We start from the raw sequence: 21,182 nt of genomic DNA on the forward strand, positions 1-21,182 counted from the left end.
TTAGAGGTCGGTCCCGATCCCTGTGGGAGCTGGCCTGCCAGCGATAGGGGTGGGCCAGTTTGCATCTTTGGCACAGGCACACCGCCATCGCTGGCAGGCCAGCTCCCACAGTTTGATTTCCATCGGTTTTGAGATTTGCGTTCATTTACGGGCTAGCATTGGCCCATGCCTTCATCACTGTTCTTCGTTTCGGATTGCCCGCCATGACTGCCCATCGAATTGGTTTCCTGATTTGGCCCAGCACTAAAGCTCTGACGCTTGCGCTGGCTGAGGAGGCCTTGCGTGTTGCCCAGCGTGTGCACCCGGACGTTGTTTACGAGCTGTCGTTCTTGCAGGCCGAACCGCCGACCGAAGGTGCCTGGCAATTGCCGGGTGAACCGTGGGCCGGCAAGCTCGAAAACTTCCAGAAACTGTTCCTGCTCGCCGACGAACCACCGACCTCGCTCGCGCCGGCGCTCAGCAGTGCGCTGAAACAACTGGTGCGCGCCGGTTGTGTGATCGGCGGTTTGTCGGCCGGTGTTTACCCGTTGGCGCAGTTGGGTTTGCTCGACGGTTATCGCGCTGCCGTGCATTGGCGCTGGCAGGACGATTTCGCCGAGCGCTTCCCGAAGGTGATTGCCACCAGTCATCTGTTCGACTGGGATCGCGATCGCCTCACTGCATGCGGTGGCTTGTCGGTGCTTGACTTGCTGTTGGCGGTGCTGGCCCGTGATCACGGTGCCGAACTGGCCGGTGCGGTGTCGGAAGAGCTGGTGGTCGAACGCATCCGTGAGGGCGGCGAGCGCCAGCGTATTCCGTTGCAGAACCGCTTGGGCTCCAGTCATCCGAAGCTCACCCAAGCGGTGTTGCTGATGGAAGCCAACATCGAAGAGCCGCTGACCACCGACGAAATCGCCCAGCACGTGTGCGTATCCCGTCGGCAGCTGGAGCGGATCTTCAAGCAATACCTCAACCGTGTGCCGAGCCAGTATTACCTGGAATTGCGCCTGAACAAGGCCCGGCAGATGTTGATGCAAACCAGCAAGTCGATCATCCAGATCGGCCTGTCGTGTGGCTTCTCTTCGGGGCCGCATTTCTCTAGTGCCTACCGCAACTTCTTCGGCGCCACGCCGCGGGAAGATCGTAACCAGCGGCGCAGCAGTAGCCCGTTCGAGTTGTCGTCGGTGCCGTCCGAACGCGGTTGACCCTGTCGTTAAGTCTGGCGTCGATCACTCATCGACGTCAGAGCCTTCGGACGATGACATCTCCACTTCCGCGTAATCAATGACCTCATCGACGCCGAAGTCGACGCCTGTCTGCTGGAAATAACTGATCAGCCGCTGCACGCTTTCTTCAGACAGCGGGTTGCCTCTCAGATTGATGCCCTCGCCGACGTCCAGCGACAATTCCAGAATGTCGGCGGGTATATGGGTGATCGCATTTGCGCTCAGGTCCACGGTGTCCAGGGATTTGAGTTGCAACAGGCCCGGCGGCAATTCGGTGATGCCGGTGTTGTTCAGCAGCAGGGTCGTGAGATGGGGCATCTGACTCACATCTGGTGTGGCACCCAGCGGGTTGTAGCTCAGGTCCAGGTAGTCCAGGCGCTCCATCTGTGCCAATTCCAGCGCACTTTGCGCAGTCAGGGTGAGTTGGCAATCGGTCATCGACAGTGCGGTCAGTTCGCCCATCCTGAAAATTGGTTCGGGGAGACTCTCCTGTCGGTAGTTTCGGATGGTCAGCCCTTTGAGCTGGGGGAAACTCTCCAGAAAGCGTCCGGCCCCTGAGGTCAATCCATCATCACTGTGCAGATACAGCAACGAAACGTGACTGAAGTCTGCACGCATCGCCGGCAGGTCACCGGTAATGACGGTGGGCAGGGTCAGCTCGTAGGTGGGCTGAAGGTGCTGATTGAAGTCGTCCAGATCGGTTTGCCGGCGCCAGCAACGTTCCACAATCCGTTTGAATTCATCCCGGATCGAGTGTTCTTCGAGCAATTGCTGCGCGGTGAACGGAGCGCCGCTCGTCGGGTGCATCGCCGGGACGTTTGCCGTCCAGGCTGACAGCTCATTGCCGAGGGTGTTGAATTCGGTTTCAAGGCGCGTGATCTCCACTCTGCCGTCGGCCAGTGTGCCGGGTAGCAGATAGATAAACTCACTCGCTTCTTCATGATCCATGCTCGGGTAAAGCGTTTGCACTCGATTGACATCCGCCTGTTCGGCAAACACGCCGAAGTCCTGACGCGTGTAGCCGAAATGTTTTTTTATGCGCTCGCGGGCAGCAGTAGAGAGCGGGTTACCACCCAGGTCCACGCCATCTCTGGTCGTGGAGGGGAGATCGAAGAGCGCGGCGGGCAGCTCCTGGAGGCTGTTGTCATTGAGCAGAATGGTGCGAAGGTGTGGGCGGGTCAGTACACCGGCCGGGAAGCCGGAAATGCCGGTGTCCGATACGTCGATGTAGCTCAGCTGCGGCATGTTCTCGACAGTGGGGCTGAGCCCCAGCGGGTTTTTGTACAGGTCCAGAAGCACCAGTTTGTTCAGCGCTGCCAGGGTGGCATGACTCTGTGGGGTAAGGGTGATGGCACATTCGCTGAGAATCAGTTCGGTGAGGTTTGGCGATTGCACGATGGTTTCTGGAAGATGATTCAGGGTGAAACCGCGCAAGGCCAGGCGGCGCAAGCCTGAGAACCCTCGCAAGAACTCATGCATTCCACGGGTGGCGATATGGCCATCCAGCGAAAGGCTTGTCACGTGACTGAAGCTTTCGCTGAGTACCGGAAGCTCGCCCAGTATCGGTTGGGAAAAACTGAACTCGACAAGCTGATCCTCGCCGCCGCGCAGTGAGGCTTGTTGTCGCCAGCAGTCGAGCAATTCATCCGCCAGGTGTCGGCGATTTCGCTGCTGAATGCTGAATTGCTCAGGGGTGATTCTGATCGGAGTATCCGGCAGCAACTGCGGGATTTCGTTACGCCAGAGGTGCAGGTCATTGCTCAATTGGGCGTGACTGACCATGAGTCGGGTCAGTTCTGCCCGTGGGCCGGTCGGGTGCCGTTGTAACCGCTCGACAAAGGTTTGCAGTTCCTCGCGCGACAGCTGGGGAAACAGCTGATGGGCGTGGGATTGTAATGTCGGCGTACCGAACGGCGCGCGATGGTAGCCCTCTGTGCCACCGAGCAAGCGCATGACGGTCGGGTCGTAGGTGGGTTTCAGAACCGGATGTTGCGCCAGGACCGTGAGCAGTTCATCGCGGTTCAGGGCGTGCGCGCGAATCAGTTGCCTGAGTTTTTCACCCTCGCCGATGTGGATGCCCAGCGCCGAGCGCTCGCTGTCGGGCAGCGCCTGCAGCAGATCAAGGTAGAACGTGTTCGCGCCGCTGAGCTCAAGACCCGTGTCGTCATAGGCCTGATAGGTTCCGTCTGGATTCAGTGCAAGTACTTTGCGGGTCGGTGCATCGGCATTGCCGATACTGTCGAGCAGACGTCCGTCATGGGCGTACTCACGGATCTCCAGGCGCAACTGCCCCGACCAGCCAGGCAGTCGCTTCAGGGTGTGCAGGGCCAGTCGATCGGTGTCGGGGTTGTTGGCGCCAGAGCTGATCTCCAGACCTTCGTAAGCTCGGGTCACCCTGACGTGTTCCCGGGCTTCACGGGTGAGCTGTGTGAGGCGTTTGGACAAGGTACCGCGCTCAAGTTGTTGCAGCTCTTGATCGCTGGCGGTTTGCAGCAGTGCTTCTGCCACGCTGGTCGGTAAACCGTGTTCGGCGTCGATGAGTTTTTGCGCCAGCGGGGAGGTGGTGCGTTCGAGCCGACGGTATCGATTGTCGAACAGGGTTTCCCGCTTGCTCTCGGCGAGTGCTTTTAGTGCCCTGCGCAATGTGCGGGCGCGGGTGTCGAGGCTGGGAGATGGTGTGCCGAAACTTTCACCCATCAGCGTTCTGGTTTCGCTTTCCCCGAGCCTCACAAACAGCGTTTTGATCAGGTCGCCGTTGCTCAATTGCGTTTGATTGATCTGCACCACGGGTTGGTTGGCGGTGCTGCGTTCCCAAAGGGTTCGCGCTTTTGCATCGACCAGTCGCAACCCTTTGTCAGCGGGCCAGTAGTTGTAGTCATAGAGCAGTTCCAGTTGCGTGATGAAGTCCGCTTTCTGGTAGTCGTTCGGCTGTTCGCTGCCGATCAGGTCGATGAAGGTCTGGATGTCCTGATCGATCTTGAAGCGTTTGAGCGTATCGGCCAGCAATGGCGGTAGTTGCCCGGCATTCACATGCATCTTGCGCAGGGCGTTCTCATGGCAGTTGCTGATGCTGAGCATTCGTTCACGCATTTGCGCCGAAAAGCGCTGCATGTCGGGGCCGATACGGCGCAAGACAGTGGCCTGATCCCAGCTCAGCGGCTGGTCGACCTCGGTCTGCCACGCGCCGTTGCCGTTGTGCTTCAGCGCGGGTTTGTAGGCTTCGGGGCGAGTCGGGTGTTCGATGCGATACTCGCCGGTCACTGGATCCCGGGACACGTCATAGCGTTTGTTTTCCAGCGCCAGCAGGGTTTTTCCAGTGTGATGGTGCAGCCCGAACTCATCGGGTTTGACATCGGTGGGGAGTGCGACGGGTTGTTCGTAGGTGCTCAAATCGGGCTTCCAGTAGCGGGTGTCGCCATTAGGAGTTTTTACCGGATTGAAGCGGTCGATGAACTGCACGATTTCCCGGGGTAGAACAGCCCGGAATTCGCTCGCTGCAATAACACCTCCCGCTGCAAATGTGCCCAGTTGCACCGCCGACTCAACCACGCCCATGAAATGCTCGAAGGCTTCAAGGGACAGGCCTTCTGCCCAGTCGACAATGCTTTCGAAGGTTTCGTCGAGTAACTGGTAAGCCATGTAGGCCAGCATCAACTCGCCGAGAAACGGCACAAACGGCAGGGCGACGAACGCGACGATGTTGATCAATGCCGAGGCGATTTCACTGAAGGAGTCCCATAGCGCCCAGCGGGCTTTTTGGTCGACCGTTGCGGTGGAGACCGCGATGACTCGTGCATCGTTGAGGATCTTGTCGAGTTTTCGGCGGTAAAGATGCACCCACAGGTCGCCGTTAATCGGCGTCGCGGCAATCTGGAGATTGGGTCGGTGATCAGGGTTTTCTCTCCAGGTGGGACGCGCATCGCCGGGCTGGATCGGTTGCCAGGTGATGGGGGCAAGTCGATCATTCAATTGTCCGAAGAAGTGCCCACGGTCCTGATGATCGATAAAGCGACTGAAGAACGTCTGGTAGTCATGAGTGCGCAGGCGCTGGATCAGCTCTTGGGCGAATGCGGCGGTGGAGGGGTACTCCTTGAGCGGATGCTCGGGGTCGTCAGGAATGTAGGCCACTACTCGGGCCGCTTCGCGCACGAGCTCCAGGTTCGGGCCGAACAGCACAATACCGGTCAGGCGGGCGTTCATGATGCTCAGTTCGTGGCAGAACCACGAGTGGCCGCGCAGTCGCGAAGGGTGTAAGCCATCGCTGATGCTCTGGATCAGGCGATGAGGATCGGCACCGACACAGCTTTGCAGCTTTGCCATGTACAGGGCGGCGGTGAGTGCCGCCTTCTGGCTGTCGCGTACTCGGGATTGCAGGAGGCTCGCGACGACTGGATTGCTGATGCCCAGATTCTCTTCGAGGTATTTTTTATAGTGTTCGCCGATATCCAGGTCCCGGCAGAGCCGGGTAAATGCGCTGATCGGCATTTGTCTCAAGACGTGCGGCAGTTCATTGAATTGTCCGGTGGGCGAGGGTGGGCTGATGTAGGTCGACGCCGCCTCGAACGCATCGTCTTGGGTTTCGCCGCTTTCGAAGTTGTGCAGTGCGGCGTCCAGCAGTGACACCGTCCAGATGCGCGCCGCGCCCGACTTCAGCCGCAGCCACGGGATATGGGCGGGAATATAAAGACGCAAAAAGGTTTGGTGAACGTCCAGCTCAAGGCCGAAGCGCTCCTTGAGCGCTGCTACCAGTAACGGTTCGGCAAAGTCGCTGGCATTTTTCAGGTTGGCCAGGGACTGATCGACGCGGTTCTGCGCTCGCCAGTGCAAGGCATTGAGTGTGCGTAATTCGGCGTGCTGGCTGCGGGGCGTGTTGTTGAACCCGGCTGGCAGACGAGGTTTGGCCTTTCTCAAGGCTTCACGCTTTTGCAGGGTCGCCTGCGTCAGCCAAGGGGGAATGACGCTCATCAGATGCTGGTAATGGGTGTCCCTGTTGAAGGGGGGCATCGGATCGAGATGGATAGCGTCCGGATTTTCGTTGGTAAGGCTCATGAAGGTTGCCGTTGGCGTTAAGAAGGCTTCAGAAAACACCATGAGCGCCAGCGACGTGCGGTACATATATACCGCCACCGTAAAATCCGGATGAGTAAGATCCTCGCAACCTGCCGCAAACCCCGCAGGCAGTTTAAACTGCGCCTTTGCGACGGTATTTGTCGCATTGCCGTAAACCCGGGCAAAACCTGTGTTTGCGCTATAAGAAGTTGTCGCTTGGCGGCAAGGCCGGGCTGAAAACTGTCCTTACAATCCTCACCAAGCTCGCCAGTTTCAGGCGAGCGTTCCTCTTCAGGAGACTCCGATGTCCGTTGAGCACGCTGCGGTAGAACGCGCCGATTTCGACCAGGTAATGGTTCCCAACTACGCGCCTGCCGCTTTCATTCCTGTGCGTGGCGCCGGTTCCCGTGTCTGGGACCAGTCTGGCCGCGAGCTGATCGACTTCGCCGGCGGGATTGCCGTTAACGTATTGGGCCATGCGCACCCGGCGCTGGTCGCTGCATTGACCGAGCAAGCGAACAAGCTGTGGCACGTATCGAACGTGTTCACCAATGAGCCGGCCTTGCGCCTGGCCCATAAGCTGGTCGACGCCACTTTTGCCGAGCGCGTGTTCTTCTGCAACTCCGGCGCCGAAGCCAACGAGGCCGCCTTCAAGCTGGCCCGTCGCGTGGCCCATGACCGTTTCGGTACCGAGAAGTACGAGATCGTTGCCGCGCTCAACAGCTTCCACGGCCGTACCCTGTTCACCGTGAACGTCGGTGGCCAGTCGAAGTACTCCGACGGCTTCGGTCCGAAGATCACCGGCATCACCCACGTGCCTTACAACGATCTGGCCGCGCTCAAAGCCGCTGTTTCCGACAAGACCTGCGCGGTGGTTCTGGAGCCGATCCAGGGCGAAGGCGGCGTACTGCCGGCCGAGCTGTCTTATCTGCAAGGTGCCCGTGAACTGTGCGACGCGCATAACGCGCTGCTGGTTTTCGACGAAGTCCAGACCGGCATGGGCCGCAGCGGCAAGCTGTTCGCCTATCAGCATTACGGCGTGACTCCGGACATCCTCACCAGTGCCAAGAGCCTGGGCGGCGGTTTCCCGATTGCAGCGATGCTGACCACCGAAGACCTGGCCAAACACTTGGTCGTCGGCACCCACGGCACTACGTATGGCGGCAACCCGCTGGCGTGCGCTGTGGCTGAAGCGGTGATTGATGTGATCAACACGCCTGAAGTGCTGAACGGCGTCAATGCCAAGCACGACAAGTTCAAGACCCGTCTTGAGCAGATCGGCGAGAAGTACGGCCTGTTTACTGAAGTCCGCGGTCTGGGCCTGCTGCTCGGTTGCGTGCTGAGCGATGCCTGGAAAGGCAAGGCCAAAGACATTTTCAACGCCGCCGAGCGTGAAGGCCTGATGATTCTGCAAGCCGGCCCGGACGTGATTCGTTTCGCGCCAAGCCTGGTGGTTGAAGACGCCGATATCGATGCCGGTCTGGACCGCTTCGAACGTGCGGCGGCAAAACTGACGCAAGCCTGATAGACCCTTCGACGCCTGATGATTTCAGGCGTCGATCCAAATATTTGTTTCGGGCTGGATCAAAAGTGTGGGAGCTAGCCTGCTAGCGATGAGGGCCTGATAGCCAACATCATTGTTGCCTGACAGGACGATATCGCTAGCAGGCTAGCTCCCACAGTTGACTCTGAGTTGTTTCAGGGATGGCCCGGGTTTTTTTCTTCTGTAAGTTCTGAGATTAAGGAGTGACACCATGCTGGTGATGCGCCCCGCGCAAATGGCTGATCTGGGCGAGGTACAGCGTCTGGCTGCGGACAGCCCGATTGGTGTCACTTCCTTGCCGGATGACGTTGAACGCCTGAGCGACAAGATCGCGGCAAGCGAAGCTTCGTTCGCCGCCGAAGTCAGCTTCAACGGTGAAGAGAGCTATTTCTTCGTCCTTGAAGACACGGCCACCGGCAAACTGGTCGGTTGTTCGGCGATTGTTGCCTCGGCCGGTTATTCCGAGCCGTTTTACAGTTTCCGTAATGAAACCTTCGTGCACGCCTCCCGCGAGCTGAAGATTCACAACAAGATCCACGTGCTCTCCCAGTGCCACGACCTGACCGGCAACAGTTTGCTGACCAGTTTCTACGTGAAGCCGGAGTTGGTGGGTTCGCCTTGGGCTGAGCTCAACTCCCGTGGTCGCCTGTTGTTCGTGGCCAGCCATCCGGAGCGCTTTGCCGATTCGGTGGTGACCGAGATCGTCGGTTACAGCGATGAAAATGGTGATTCGCCGTTCTGGGATGCCATCGGTCGCAACTTCTTCGACCTCAACTACGCCGCCGCCGAGCGTCTGTGTGGCCTGAAAAGCCGCACGTTCCTGGCCGAGCTGATGCCGCATTACCCGATCTACGTGCCGTTGCTGCCGGATTCCGCTCAAGAGGCGATGGGCCAAGTGCACCCACGGGCGCAGATCACCTTCGACATCCTGATGCGCGAAGGCTTCGAGACCGATCACTACATCGACATTTTCGACGGTGGCCCGACCCTGCATGCCCGCGTCTCGGGGATCCGTTCGATCGCCCAAAGCCGTGTCGTCCCGGTGAAAATCGGTGAGCCAGTCAAAGGTGCCGGTCGTCAGTATCTGGTGGCCAACGCCCAGTTGCAGGATTACCGCGCTGTTTTGCTTGAGCTCGATTACGCGCCGGGCAAACCCGTGACCCTGGATCTGGAAGCCGCCGAAGCCCTGGGCGTCGGTGAAGGTGCCAGCGTGCGCCTGGTGGCGGTTTAACGCCTGCTGCTATGCCTATAAAGAGTGAATGCTGAGTAAAGCAGCGAGTTTCACGGGTGGCGTCAGCGGCCCGTTTGAGGAGATAGCATGATCGTTCGTCCCGTACGCAGCAGCGATTTACCCGCTCTGATCGACCTGGCCCGTAGCACCGGCACCGGCCTGACCACCTTGCCGGCCAACGAAGAGCGTCTGGCCCATCGGGTCGGTTGGGCCGAGAAGACCTTTCGCGGCGAAGCCGGGCGGGGCGATGCGGACTACCTGTTCGTGCTCGAAGATGACGATGGCCGCGTGGTGGGCATTTCCGCCATCGCCGGTGCCGTCGGCCTGCGTGAGCCCTGGTACAACTTTCGCGTAGGCCTGACCGTCAGCGCCTCGCAAGAGCTGAACATCTATCGCGAAATTCCGACGCTGTTCCTGGCCAACGACCTGACCGGCAACTCTGAACTGTGCTCGCTGTTCCTGCACGCCGATTACCGCAGTGGCCTCAACGGCCGCATGCTGGCCAAGGCGCGGATGCTGTTCATCGCCGAGTTCCCGCAACTGTTCGGCAACAAGATCATCGCCGAAATGCGCGGTGTGTCCGATGACGCCGGGCGTTCGCCGTTCTGGGAAAGCCTGGGTCGACACTTCTTCAAGATGGAGTTCAGCCAGGCCGATTACCTCACCGGCGTGGGCAACAAGGCGTTCATCGCCGAACTGATGCCGAAATTCCCGCTGTACACCTGCTTCCTGTCGCCAGACGCGCGCAACGTGATCGGCCAGGTTCACCCGGACACCGAGCCGGCCCTGTCGATGCTCAAGAGCGAAGGTTTCAGCTACCAAGGCTACGTCGACATCTTCGATGCCGGCCCTGCGGTGGAATGCGAAACCGCCAAGATTCGCGCAGTGCGCGACAGCCAGGCGCTGGTGCTGGCCATCGGCACCCCGGGTGACGACGCCACGCCGTTCCTGATTCATAACCGCAAGCGCGAAGACTGCCGGATCACTGCCGCGCCAGCACGCTTCGCCGCCGGCACTTTAGTGGTCGATCCGCTGACCGCCAAACGCCTTCAACTCAACGCTGGCGATCAAGTGCGCGCCGTTCCGTTGTCCGCTGCTCGGGAGTCGAAATAATGAATTCGCTATACATCGCCGGTGAATGGCTGGCTGGCCAGGGTGAAAGCTTTCAATCGGTAAACCCGGTGACCCAGCAAGTGCTGTGGGCCGGCGAAGGCGCCACGGCCGGTCAGGTCGAGTCGGCTGTGCAAGCTGCGCGTCAGGCGTTCCCGGGCTGGGCTCGCCGTACCCTGGATGAACGCATCAGTGTGCTGGAAGCCTTTGCCGCTGCGCTGAAGAATCATGCTGACGAACTGGCTCGCACCATTGGTGAAGAAACCGGTAAACCCCTGTGGGAAGCGGCGACTGAAGTCACCAGCATGGTCAACAAGATTGCGATCTCGGTGCAGAGCTACCGCGAACGTACCGGCGAGAAGAGCGGCCCGCTGGGCGACGCCACGGCGGTGTTGCGCCACAAGCCACACGGTGTGGTGGCGGTGTTCGGTCCTTACAACTTCCCCGGTCACTTGCCGAACGGTCACATCGTGCCGGCGCTGCTGGCCGGTAACAGTGTGCTGTTCAAGCCGAGCGAATTGACCCCGAAAGTCGCCGAGCTGACGGTCAAGTGCTGGATCGAAGCCGGTTTGCCGGCCGGTGTGCTGAACCTGCTGCAAGGCGCTCGCGAAACCGGTATCGCCCTGGCGGCGAACCCGGGCATCGACGGTCTGTTCTTCACCGGTTCCAGCCGTACCGGCAATCACCTGCATAAGCAGTTTTCCGGTCGTCCAGACAAAATCCTCGCGCTGGAAATGGGCGGCAACAACCCGCTGTTGGTGGATCAGGTCGCGGACCTCGATGCCGCCGTTTACACCATCATTCAGTCGGCATTCATTTCTGCCGGTCAGCGTTGCACCTGTGCACGCCGCTTGCTGGTGCCGCAAGGCGCCTGGGGCGATACGCTGCTGGCGCGTCTGGTGGCGGTCAGCTCGACCATTGACGTCGGTGCGTTCGATCAGCAACCGGCGCCGTTCATGGGCTCGGTGATTTCCCTTGGCGCTGCGAAAGCGCTGATGGAGGCGCAAGAACACCTGCTGGCCAACGGCGCAGTGGCGCTGTTGGAAATGACTCAGCCCCAGGCTCAGGCAGCCTTGCTGACCCCCGGCATTCTGGACGTGACGGCGGTTGCCGATCGCCCGGACGAAGAGCTGTTCGGTCCGCTGCTGCAAGTGATCCGCTACGCTGATTTTGAAGCGGCGATCGCTGAAGCCAACGACACCGACTATGGCCTGGCGGCTGGTTTGCTGTCGGACTCCGAAGCGCGTTATCAGCAGTTCTGGCTGGAAAGCCGGGCCGGTATCGTCAACTGGAACAAGCAGTTGACCGGTGCGGCGAGCAGCGCGCCATTCGGCGGTGTCGGTGCATCGGGTAACCATCGCGCCAGCGCCTACTACGCCGCAGATTACTGCGCGTACCCGGTGGCCTCGCTGGAAACCCCGAGCCTGACCATGCCAGCGGCTCTCACGCCTGGCGTGAAAATGGCGTGATGCCCATCGCCAGCAGGCTGGCTCCCACAGGTTCGGTGGTGTACACAAATTTTGTGTGCGACCCAATCACTGTGGGAGCCAGCCTGCTGGCGATGGCCGCGCCGCGGTCTTACTGAATAGTTACTGAAGCCATAACAACAGATTCTCGTGGAGCCTCGCTGATGAAATCCTATGAAGTCAATTTTGACGGTCTAGTGGGGCCGACCCATAACTACGGCGGCCTGTCCTACGGCAACGTCGCGTCCCAGAGCAACAGCCAGCAGTCTTCGAACCCGAAGGAAGCCGCGCTGCAAGGCCTGGCGAAGATGAAAGCGCTGATGGAAATGGGCTTTCAGCAAGGCGTTTTAGCGCCACAAGAGCGTCCGGACGTAGCCGCACTGCGCCGCCTGGGTTTCAGCGGTACCGATGCTCAGGTGATCGAGCGCGCCGCCAAAGAGGCCATGCCACTGCTGGTTGCCAATTGCTCTGCGTCGAGCATGTGGGTGGCCAACGCCGCCACGGTCAGCCCGAGCGCCGACACCGCGGATGGCCGCGTGCATTTCACCGCCGCCAACCTGAACTGCAAGTACCACCGCAGCATCGAACACCCGACCACCAGTCGCGTACTGGGGGCGATGTTCGCCGATCAGAAGCACTTCGCACACCACGCCGCTTTGCCGGCCGTGGCGCAGTTCGGTGACGAAGGCGCGGCCAACCACACCCGTTTCTGCCGTGAATACGGTGAAGCCGGCGTCGAGTTTTTCGTGTTCGGTCGCAGCGCGTTCGACACCCGTTACCCGTCGCCGCAGAAATACCCGGCGCGCCAGACCCTCGAAGCGTCCCAGGCGGTCGCGCGTCTGCACGGCCTGAGTGATGACGGCGTGGTCTATGCCCAGCAGAACCCTTCGGTGATCGATCAGGGCGTGTTTCACAACGACGTGATCGCAGTGGGTAACGGCGAGGTGTTGTTCTATCACGAGGACGCCTTCCTCGATACCGAACAGATGCTCGCTGAACTGCACGGCAAACTCGCAAAAGTCGGTGGGAAATTTCAGTCGATCTGCGTACCGCGTTCAGCGGTCACCGTGGAAGACGCCGTTCGTTCCTACCTGTTCAATAGCCAGCTGCTGTCGCGTCCTGACGGCTCCATGCTGTTGATCGTGCCGGAAGAATGCCGTGGCAACGAACGTGTCTGGCAGTATCTGCAAGGCCTGACCAGCTCTGGCGGCCTGATCCGCGAAGTAAAAGTTTTTGATCTCAAGCAGAGCATGCAGAACGGTGGTGGCCCAGCTTGCCTGCGGTTGCGCGTCGCACTCAACGAAACCGAGCTGGCAGCCGTCAACCAAGGGGTTATCATGACGGCACCGTTGTACGGCACGTTGACCGAATGGGTCGACAAGCACTACCGCGACCGCATGACCGAAAACGATCTGGCGGACCCGCAATTGCTGCTTGAGTGCCGGACGGCACTGGATGAACTGACGCAAATCCTTAAACTGGGCGCGGTTTATCCATTCCAGATCAATTGAACGTCGAGAGCGTAAACACATGAGCGATACCCTGCAGCTGATCCTTGAAGACACCGACGGCACGCAACTGGAAACTTCCTGCACCCGCGTCGCGGTCATGTGGCAAGGCAAAGAGCTGTGGATCCAGCAGGACGGCCGCGGCCAGTTGCTGATCGGCGTAGACGTCGAAGAAGGTGACGCTGAGTACGCAAACCTGCTGCTGCGCCCATTGGCGACTAATCTGGTAAGTCTGCAACTGGAGATGGAACCGGCTGACGTCGGTGATGATGAGGACCACGTGCACGGCCCGGATTGCAATCACGACCACTAAGGAAACCGCTCTATGCTCGCCCTCGGCAAACTGCTTGAACTGACCCTCGCCGGCCGCGAACCGGCGGAGAAGACTCAACTGACTGTCGAAGGCGTGCGGATGCGCTGGTTGAGCGAAGGTGCGCTGGAAGTCCGGCCACCGCAAGCGAGCGACAATGGCCTGGACCTGCTGCTTTCGGCCGGCATCCATGGCAACGAAACAGCGCCGATCGAGCTGCTCGATCGCCTGTTGCATGACATCGCCCGCGGTGACTTGAAGCCGCGTGCACGTATTCTGTTCCTGTTCGGCAATCCCGAGGCTATTCGCCGCGGTGAGCGTTTCATCGAGCAGGACGTCAATCGGCTGTTCAACGGTCGGCACGAACAAACCAGTGGTTCCGAGGCGTTGCGCGCTTGTGAGCTGGAGCGGCTGGCGGCGACTTTCTTCAGCCTGCCGGACCGCAATCGCCTGCACTATGACCTGCACACGGCGATCCGTGGCTCGAAAATCGAGCAGTTCGCCCTGTACCCCTGGAAAGAAGGTCGTCAGCATTCACGCCTGGAACTGGCTCGCCTGCGCGCCGCCGGCATGGAAGCGGTGCTGTTGCAGAACAAACCCTCCATCGTCTTCAGCTCCTATACCTACGACAAGCTCGATGCCGAGTCCTTCACCCTGGAACTGGGCAAGGCTCGGCCGTTCGGGCAGAACGATGGGGTCAACGTCAGCCTTCTTGAAACCCGCCTGAAGCAGATCATCGAAGGCACCGAGCCGCCAATGACCGACGAAGGCCTGGATGGTTTGCAGTTGTTCAGCGTCGCGCGGGAAGTCATCAAGCACAGCGATAGCTTCCGCCTGAACCTGCCGACGGATATCGAAAACTTTTCGGAGTTGAAAGTGGGTTATGTGCTGGCCGAGGATATCGCCAATACCCGCTGGGTCATCGAAGAGCAGGGCGCCCGGATCATCTTCCCGAACCCCAAGGTCAAGAACGGCCTGCGCGCCGGCATCCTGATCGTGCCGACCACCGACGAAAACCTGGCCTGAAAATTATCGCCGCCCCCCTGTAGGAGCGAGGCTTGCCCGCGAAAGCGATTTCCAATTCAACGGTGATGTTGAATGTTGAATCGCCTTCGCGGGCAAGCCTCGCTCCTACAGGGATGGTGTTGTGCTTTAAACGGCTACTGCGCGAGGCTCGCTACGGCGCAACGCATGCATCTTGTGCAGCGTATCCGCACAAGTCTTCGCCGCTTCCTGGCCTTTGTGCACGAAATGCTCGAAGAAGAACTTATGATGCAGTTCTTCACCGGCATGGAAGTGGTGCGGGGTCAAAGACACCGAGAACACGGGCACTTCGGTTTCCAGCTGAACCTGCATAAGGCCGCTGACTACCGACTGGGCGACGAACTCGTGACGGTAGATCCCGCCATCCACCACCAGGGCTGCGGCAACGATGCCGGCATAACGTCCGGTCTTGGCGAGTAACTTGGCGTGCAGCGGCATTTCAAACGCACCACCGACTTCGAAGAAATCGATGTCCGACTCCTGATAACCCTGAGCAATCATTTCGGCGACGAAGCCTTTACGGCTCTGATCGACGATTTCCTTGTGCCAGCAGGCCTGGATGAACGCGACGCGCTCGCCCTGATGGTTTTTGCTTTTGCTATCGATTGCGGTGGGTTGCATGTTCTGACTCCTGTTTGTGTGAAAAACAGGGCGTTATGAATCGAATGGGATTTAAGGGTATGCACGCTCGCACGAGTGCCTGCGGACAGCCCTTTGGCGCCAATCCCGTTCTCTCTTCATCCGGACTATGACCGTCGGCCCCGGGATCACACCGGGTCTGCTGACCTTGCCGCCATCACAGCCATTGCCGTGCTGCCGCCAAGCGCTCGCGGGCTATGCGCATTGCGCGCAATTACCGCCGGTGGGGAGTTACACCCCGCCCTGAGAACGTTTTGCCGCCAGATTGTTTGGCGGCGAGCGTTTTTAACACATATTTCCGGCGCGCGCATAGCCAATGCCGGTCACGAAACCTGTGGGAGCGGGCTTGCTCGCGAATACGGACTGCCAGTCGACAATGATGTTGCCTGACACACCGCTTTCGCGAGCAAGCCCGCTCCCACATGGATTGCGCTTTTTCGAAGGCGTAATCAGTCTTTTCCTCGCGAAGGCTTGATTATTTATCGGCATGACCGCAGTAATTCCTTCCTGAAAGGGATTTTCCCCCTGTTTACCGAGGCCAGATTCATGAGCGTTATCGATCTTCGCAGCGACACCGTCACCCAACCGACCGCAGGGATGCTCGACGCGATGGCCAATGCAGCCACCGGTGACGACGTTTATGGCGAAGATCCGACGGTCAACCGTCTGGAAGCCGAACTGGCAAAACGACTGGGTTTTGCCCAGGCGCTATTTGTCCCGACGGGCACCATGAGCAACTTGCTGGGCCTGATGGCCCACTGCGATCGCGGTGACGAATACATTGTCGGACAACAGGCTCACACTTATAAGTACGAAGGTGGCGGTGCGGCAGTGCTCGGTTCGATCCAGCCGCAGCCGCTGGAAGTGCAGGCCGATGGTTCGCTGGACCTGGCGCAGGTCGCCGCCGCGATCAAGCCAGATGACTTCCACTTCGCCCGCACTCGTTTGCTGGCGCTGGAAAACACCATGCAGGGCAAGGTTTTGCCGCTGGAGTATCTGGCTCGAGCTCGCCGATTCACTGGTGAAAACGGCCTGGCGCTGCATCTGGATGGCGCGCGGCTCTACAATGCGGCGGTCAAGCTGGGTGTCGATGCCCGAGAGATCACTCAGCATTTCGATTCGGTTTCGGTCTGTCTGTCCAAAGGCCTGGGCGCGCCGATCGGTTCGGTGCTGTGCGGCTCGGTCGAGTTGATCGCCAAGGCGCGACGTCTGCGCAAGATGGTTGGCGGCGGCATGCGCCAGGCCGGGATTCTCGCCGCGGCGGGGCTGTATGCGCTGGATAACCATGTTCAACGCCTGGCCGATGACCATGCCAACGCACAAAAGCTGGCCGAAGGCCTGCGAGCGGCGGGCTATGAGGTCGAGCCGGTGCAGACCAACATGGTTTACGTGCAGATGGGCGACAAGGCCGAAGCGATCAAGGCCTTTGCCGCGACACGCGGGATCAAGCTCAGCGCTGCCGGTCGTCTGCGAATGGTCACGCACATGGACGTCAGTCGTGCGCAAATCGAGCAAGTCGTCGCCACATTTGCCGACTTTTCTCACAACTGACCGTGTTAGCCGTCCAATTGACTGTTTGTATCGTACAAACACACTGTACCTAGTCACTAACGCCGATATAATGCGGCCCTTTGCCGTCGCTTCGTCTGTTGACGTTTCGCACAGGCCTTTGGCCGCAGCCTCCGTGGAAGAACCTAATGAAAAGCGCAGAAATCCGTGAAGCCTTCCTTCGCTTCTTCGAAGAGCAAGGCCACACCCGTGTAGCCTCCAGCTCTTTGATTCCGGGCAACGACCCAACCCTGCTGTTCACTAACGCGGGGATGAACCAGTTCAAGGACTGCTTTCTGGGCCAGGAAAAGCGCGCGTACACCCGCGCTGTAAGCAGCCAGAAATGCGTGCGTGCCGGCGGCAAGCACAACGACCTGGAAAACGTCGGCTATACCGCCCGTCACCACACCTTCTTCGAAATGCTGGGTAACTTCAGCTTTGGTGATTATTTCAAGCGTGACGCCATCACCTACGCCTGGAACTTCCTGACCTCCGAGAAGTGGCTGAACCTGCCGAAAGAAAAGCTCTGGGTCACCGTCTACGCCAGCGATGACGAGGCGTACGACATCTGGACCAAAGACATCGGCGTGCCGGCCGAGCGCATGGTTCGCATCGGCGACAACAAAGGCGCGCCGTACGCGTCCGACAACTTCTGGACCATGGGCGATACCGGCCCGTGCGGTCCTTGCACCGAGATTTTCTATGATCACGGCGCCGACATCTGGGGTGGCCCACCGGGCTCGCCGGAAGAAGACGGCGACCGTTACATCGAAATCTGGAACAACGTGTTCATGCAGTTCAACCGCACCGCCGATGGCGTGTTGCACCCGTTGCCAGCGCCGTCGGTGGACACCGGCATGGGCCTGGAGCGGATCAGTGCCGTGCTGCAGCACGTTCACTCGAACTATGAAATCGACCTGTTCCAGAGCCTGCTGATTGCATCGGCCAAGGCCATCGGTTGCACCAACGATGCTCAGGCTTCGCTGAAAGTCGTGGCTGACCACATCCGTTCCTGCGGCTTCCTGATTGCCGACGGCGTGCTGCCGTCCAACGAAGGTCGCGGCTATGTGCTGCGCCGGATCATTCGTCGCGCTTGCCGTCACGGCAACAAACTGGGCGCCAAGGGCAGCTTCTTCTACCAGATCGTTGCGGCGTTGGTCGCCGAGATGGGTGAAGCGTTCCCTGAGCTGAAATCCCAACAGGCGCACATCGAGCGCGTCCTGAAAGCCGAAGAAGAGCAATTCGCCAAGACCCTGGAGCAGGGCCTGAAGATCCTCGAGCAGGATCTGGCCGAACTCAAAGGCGACGTGGTGCCGGGCGACGTGGTGTTCAAGCTTTACGACACGTACGGCTTCCCGATGGACCTGACCGGCGACATCGCTCGCGAGCGCAGCCTGACCATCGACGAAGAAGGTTTCGAGCGCGAAATGGAAGCCCAGCGCGTCCGTGCCCGCTCCGCCAGCTCCTTCGGCATGGACTACAACAGCCTGGTCAAGGTTGATGTGGCCACCGAGTTCACCGGTTACACCGCTCACAGCGGTTCCGCCAAAATCGTTGCTCTCTATAAAGACGGGCAATCGGTTGACGCACTGAGCGAAGGCGAAGAGGGCGTGGTCGTTCTCAATCAGACCCCGTTCTATGCCGAATCTGGTGGTCAGATCGGTGATTGCGGCTTCCTCCAGGCTGGCGCTGCGCGTTTCGACGTGCGCGACACCACCAAGACCGGCGGCGCGTTCCTGCACCACGGTGTGCTGGATTCGGGCAGCCTGATCGTTGGCGCTCCGGTCGAGACTCATGTCGATGCCGACGTGCGTCACGCGACTTCGCTGAACCACTCCGCCACTCACTTGCTGCACGCTGCATTGCGTCAGGTACTGGGTGAGCACGTTCAGCAGAAAGGCTCGTTGGTCGACAGTCAGCGTCTACGCTTTGACTTCAGCCACTTCGAGGCGATCAAGCCTGAGCAGTTGAAGGCGCTGGAAGACATCGTCAACGCCGAGATTCGCAAGAATTCCGAAGTTGAAACCGAAGAAACCGACATCGAAACTGCCAAGCAAAAAGGCGCCATGGCGCTGTTCGGCGAGAAGTACGGCGACAGCGTGCGCGTGCTGAGCATGGGCGATTTCTCTGTCGAGTTGTGCGGCGGTATTCACGCCACCCGTACCGGCGACATCGGCCTGCTGAAAATCATCAGCGAAGGCGGTGTAGCCTCCGGTGTGCGTCGTATCGAGGCATTGACCGGTGCAGCTGCGCTGGCCTACTTGAACACGGCAGAAGAACAACTCAAGGAAGCGGCCAACCTGGTCAAGGGCAGCCGCGATAACCTGATCGACAAGCTGTCGGCTGTGCTGGAGCGCAACCGTCTGCTGGAGAAGCAACTCGAGCAGTTGCAGGCCAAGGCGGCCAGCGCGGCGGGCGACGATCTGTCGGCTTCTGCCCTGGACGTCAAAGGCGTGAAAGTGCTGGCCGTGCGTCTGGACGGTCAGGACGGCAAAGCGCTGCTGGCGCTGGTCGATCAATTGAAAAACAAACTCGGCCGCGCAGTGATCCTGCTCGGCAGTCTCCATGAGGAAAAGGTCGTTCTGGTTGCAGGCGTGACCAAAGACCTGACTGGCCAACTCAAAGCCGGTGATTTGATGAAACAGGCTGCTGCGGCAGTGGGCGGGAAGGGCGGTGGTCGTCCAGACATGGCGCAGGGCGGTGGTATTGACGCTGGCGCACTGGATGCCGCATTGGCCCTGACTGTTCCATTTGTAGAGCAGGGTTTATAAGGCAGTGTGTCTGGCCCGCGGTCTAGTGGCGGGCCAGAACGCTGTTTGAGTGATTATTGGGCGCCCTTCATGGGCAGAGGCGGCTTTGAAATGGCTTTGATCGTACAGAAATTTGGAGGCACCTCAGTCGGCACTGTCGAGAGAATCGAGCAGGTCGCCGACAAGGTTAAGAAATTCCGCGAGGCGGGCGATGACCTGGTGGTTGTGCTGTCTGCAATGAGCGGCGAAACCAACCGTCTGATCGATCTGGCCAAGCAAATCAGTGGCGACGGCCAGCCGGTTCCTCGCGAACTGGATGTGATCGTTTCCACCGGTGAGCAGGTGACGATTGCACTGTTGGCCATGGCGCTGATCAAGCGTGGCGTGCCAGCGGTGTCGTACACCGGCAACCAGGTACGGATTCTGACGGATAGCGCGCACAATAAAGCGCGTATCTTGCAGATTGATGACCAGAAGATTCGCGGTGACCTGAAGGCCGGTCGTGTGGTGGTTGTCGCCGGTTTCCAGGGCGTCGACGAGCACGGCAATATCACCACCCTCGGTCGTGGCGGTTCCGACACCACCGGCGTGGCGCTGGCGGCAGCCCTGAAGGCTGACGAATGCCAGATATACACCGACGTCGACGGCGTCTACACCACCGACCCGCGTGTGGTGTCCGTGGCTCAGCGCCTGGACAAGATCACCTTCGAAGAGATGCTGGAAATGGCCAGCCTCGGTTCCAAGGTGTTGCAGATCCGTGCGGTGGAATTCGCCGGCAAGTACAACGTTCCGCTGCGCGTACTGCACAGCTTCAAGGAGGGTCCGGGCACCCTCATTACTATTGATGAAGAGGAAACCATGGAACAGCCGATCATTTCCGGCATCGCTTTCAACCGCGATGAAGCCAAGCTGACCATCCGTGGCGTGCCAGACACCCCGGGCGTAGCGTTCAAGATTCTCGGCCCGATCAGTGCCGCGAACATCGAAGTCGACATGATCGTGCAGAACGTTGCGCACGATAACACCACCGACTTCACCTTCACCGTGCACCGCAACGACTACCAGGCGGCGCACACCGTGCTGGAAAACACCGCTCGCGAGATCGGTGCCCGTGAAATCGTTGGCGACACCAAGATTGCCAAGGTCTCGATCGTCGGCGTCGGCATGCGCTCCCACGCAGGCGTAGCCAGCCGCATGTTCGAATCCCTGGCGAAAGAGAGCATCAACATCCAGATGATCTCGACCTCGGAAATCAAGGTGTCGGTGGTGATCGAAGAGAAGTACCTGGAACTGGCTGTGCGCGCTCTGCACACGGCTTTCGAACTGGATGCGCCGGCCCGACAGGGCGAGTAATGCGTTTCCCGAAGGGCGCGGTCTGACCGCGCCCTTTGTTTTTTGAATGGCGCGTACCAAAACTGTTCTTTTGCTCGCGCTAGTCAATACTCAGGCATGTAGGGCTGCGATCGTTCTGGTTGTAGGTCGAATGCCTTTTTTTTGCAGACTGTTGTCCCTGAAATGAAATGCGTGAGGAGAAAGGTATGCTGATTCTGACTCGTCGGTGCGCAGAAAGCCTGATTATTGGTGATGGCGAAATCACTGTGACCGTGCTCGGCGTTAAAGGAAATCAAGTGCGTATCGGTGTCAACGCCCCGAAAGAGGTTGCGGTCCACCGTGAAGAAATTTACCTGCGTATAAAGAAAGAGAAGGACGAAGAACCAAGCCATTAATTTTTATCGTTTTTTATGTTTGCAAACGGGGAAAAGGTTGGTTAAGATACGC

At 59.4% G+C, this 21,182-nt stretch carries 14 protein-coding genes and 1 riboswitch; of the genes, 12 read left to right on the forward strand and 2 right to left on the reverse strand.

The window, feature by feature from the left end:
• Positions 1-203 precede the first annotated feature (203 nt).
• A complete protein-coding gene (gene argR, locus PMI30_RS14735) occupies positions 204-1,184 on the forward strand; it encodes a transcriptional regulator ArgR (protein ID WP_008009950.1) in 981 nt (326 codons plus the stop codon).
• Between the two features lie 24 nt (positions 1,185-1,208).
• Here the strand turns inward: argR and PMI30_RS14730 are convergent, their stop codons facing one another.
• The gene (locus PMI30_RS14730) at positions 1,209-6,254 is read right to left on the reverse strand and encodes a dermonecrotic toxin domain-containing protein (RefSeq protein ID WP_338010195.1); all 5,046 of its coding nucleotides are present in this window, start codon (positions 6,252-6,254) and stop codon (positions 1,209-1,211) included.
• A 304-nt stretch (positions 6,255-6,558) separates the two neighbouring features.
• Here PMI30_RS14730 and PMI30_RS14725 point away from each other — a divergent pair, with 304 nt between their 5' ends.
• The 7 genes from PMI30_RS14725 (at position 6,559) to astE (ending at position 14,448) form a co-directional block, all read left to right on the forward strand.
• Positions 6,559-7,779, forward strand: a complete 1,221-nt coding sequence (locus PMI30_RS14725) for an aspartate aminotransferase family protein (RefSeq protein ID WP_007904683.1) — start codon at positions 6,559-6,561, stop codon at positions 7,777-7,779.
• Positions 7,780-8,008: 229 nt separating this feature from the next.
• Positions 8,009-9,028 carry an arginine/ornithine succinyltransferase subunit alpha gene (aruF, locus tag PMI30_RS14720; RefSeq protein ID WP_007904685.1) on the forward strand — a complete coding sequence of 340 codons (1,020 nt, stop codon included), beginning with the start codon at positions 8,009-8,011 and terminating at the stop codon, positions 9,026-9,028.
• A gap of 87 nt (positions 9,029-9,115) precedes the next feature.
• Positions 9,116-10,141 carry an arginine N-succinyltransferase gene (astA, locus tag PMI30_RS14715; protein ID WP_007904689.1) on the forward strand — a complete coding sequence of 342 codons (1,026 nt, stop codon included), beginning with the start codon at positions 9,116-9,118 and terminating at the stop codon, positions 10,139-10,141.
• Entirely contained in the window at positions 10,138-11,607 is a 1,470-nt protein-coding gene (gene astD / locus PMI30_RS14710) for a succinylglutamate-semialdehyde dehydrogenase (protein ID WP_177318843.1), read from the forward strand. Before astA ends, astD begins: the two co-directional genes overlap by 4 nt.
• 161 nt (positions 11,608-11,768) lie before the next feature.
• Complete coding sequence (gene astB, locus PMI30_RS14705; protein WP_008009955.1) at positions 11,769-13,115, forward strand: N-succinylarginine dihydrolase; 1,347 nt, start codon at positions 11,769-11,771, stop codon at positions 13,113-13,115.
• Between the two features lie 19 nt (positions 13,116-13,134).
• Positions 13,135-13,425 carry a hypothetical protein gene (locus tag PMI30_RS14700; protein ID WP_007904718.1) on the forward strand — a complete coding sequence of 97 codons (291 nt, stop codon included), beginning with the start codon at positions 13,135-13,137 and terminating at the stop codon, positions 13,423-13,425.
• 12 nt (positions 13,426-13,437) lie between these two features.
• Positions 13,438-14,448 (forward strand): succinylglutamate desuccinylase, encoded by a 1,011-nt coding sequence (gene astE / locus PMI30_RS14695; protein ID WP_008009957.1) that lies wholly within the window; start codon positions 13,438-13,440, stop codon positions 14,446-14,448.
• A 126-nt stretch (positions 14,449-14,574) separates the two neighbouring features.
• Here the strand turns inward: astE and PMI30_RS14690 are convergent, their stop codons facing one another.
• The gene (locus tag PMI30_RS14690) at positions 14,575-15,087 is read right to left on the reverse strand and encodes a 6,7-dimethyl-8-ribityllumazine synthase (RefSeq protein WP_008009960.1); all 513 of its coding nucleotides are present in this window, start codon (positions 15,085-15,087) and stop codon (positions 14,575-14,577) included.
• Between the two features lie 103 nt (positions 15,088-15,190).
• Positions 15,191-15,360, reverse strand: a riboswitch (FMN riboswitch).
• A gap of 291 nt (positions 15,361-15,651) precedes the next feature.
• Here PMI30_RS14690 and ltaE point away from each other — a divergent pair.
• The 4 genes from ltaE to csrA all read left to right on the forward strand — a co-directional run bounded on the left by ltaE (position 15,652) and on the right by csrA (position 21,130).
• On the forward strand, positions 15,652-16,656 hold the full coding sequence (gene ltaE / locus PMI30_RS14685; RefSeq protein WP_008009962.1) for a low-specificity L-threonine aldolase: 1,005 nt from the start codon (positions 15,652-15,654) through the stop codon (positions 16,654-16,656).
• Between the two features lie 146 nt (positions 16,657-16,802).
• Positions 16,803-19,424, forward strand: a complete 2,622-nt coding sequence (gene alaS / locus PMI30_RS14680; RefSeq protein ID WP_008009964.1) for an alanine--tRNA ligase — start codon at positions 16,803-16,805, stop codon at positions 19,422-19,424.
• A gap of 90 nt (positions 19,425-19,514) precedes the next feature.
• On the forward strand, positions 19,515-20,756 hold the full coding sequence (locus PMI30_RS14675) for an aspartate kinase (RefSeq protein WP_007904746.1): 1,242 nt from the start codon (positions 19,515-19,517) through the stop codon (positions 20,754-20,756).
• A 185-nt stretch (positions 20,757-20,941) separates the two neighbouring features.
• Positions 20,942-21,130 carry a carbon storage regulator CsrA gene (gene csrA, locus PMI30_RS14670; RefSeq protein WP_002554426.1) on the forward strand — a complete coding sequence of 63 codons (189 nt, stop codon included), beginning with the start codon at positions 20,942-20,944 and terminating at the stop codon, positions 21,128-21,130.
• Positions 21,131-21,182: the final 52 nt, after the last annotated feature.

The organism is Pseudomonas sp. GM50, assembly GCF_000282375.1.
Classification (GTDB): Bacteria; Pseudomonadota; Gammaproteobacteria; order Pseudomonadales; family Pseudomonadaceae; genus Aquipseudomonas.

What these genes read in the sequence shown, in the direction of transcription:
- argR (WP_008009950.1), top strand. Translation starts at nt 204, where the DNA reads ATGACTGCCCATCGAATTGGTTTCCTGATTTGGCCCAGCACTAAAGCT.
- PMI30_RS14730 (WP_338010195.1), bottom strand. Translation starts at nt 6,254, where the DNA reads ATGAGCCTTACCAACGAAAATCCGGACGCTATCCATCTCGATCCGATG.
- PMI30_RS14725 (WP_007904683.1), top strand. Translation starts at nt 6,559, where the DNA reads ATGTCCGTTGAGCACGCTGCGGTAGAACGCGCCGATTTCGACCAGGTA.
- aruF (WP_007904685.1), top strand. Translation starts at nt 8,009, where the DNA reads ATGCTGGTGATGCGCCCCGCGCAAATGGCTGATCTGGGCGAGGTACAG.
- astA (WP_007904689.1), top strand. Translation starts at nt 9,116, where the DNA reads ATGATCGTTCGTCCCGTACGCAGCAGCGATTTACCCGCTCTGATCGAC.
- astB (WP_008009955.1), top strand. Translation starts at nt 11,769, where the DNA reads ATGAAATCCTATGAAGTCAATTTTGACGGTCTAGTGGGGCCGACCCAT.
- PMI30_RS14700 (WP_007904718.1), top strand. Translation starts at nt 13,135, where the DNA reads ATGAGCGATACCCTGCAGCTGATCCTTGAAGACACCGACGGCACGCAA.
- astE (WP_008009957.1), top strand. Translation starts at nt 13,438, where the DNA reads ATGCTCGCCCTCGGCAAACTGCTTGAACTGACCCTCGCCGGCCGCGAA.
- PMI30_RS14690 (WP_008009960.1), bottom strand. Translation starts at nt 15,087, where the DNA reads ATGCAACCCACCGCAATCGATAGCAAAAGCAAAAACCATCAGGGCGAG.
- ltaE (WP_008009962.1), top strand. Translation starts at nt 15,652, where the DNA reads ATGAGCGTTATCGATCTTCGCAGCGACACCGTCACCCAACCGACCGCA.
- alaS (WP_008009964.1), top strand. Translation starts at nt 16,803, where the DNA reads ATGAAAAGCGCAGAAATCCGTGAAGCCTTCCTTCGCTTCTTCGAAGAG.
- PMI30_RS14675 (WP_007904746.1), top strand. Translation starts at nt 19,515, where the DNA reads ATGGCTTTGATCGTACAGAAATTTGGAGGCACCTCAGTCGGCACTGTC.
- csrA (WP_002554426.1), top strand. Translation starts at nt 20,942, where the DNA reads ATGCTGATTCTGACTCGTCGGTGCGCAGAAAGCCTGATTATTGGTGAT.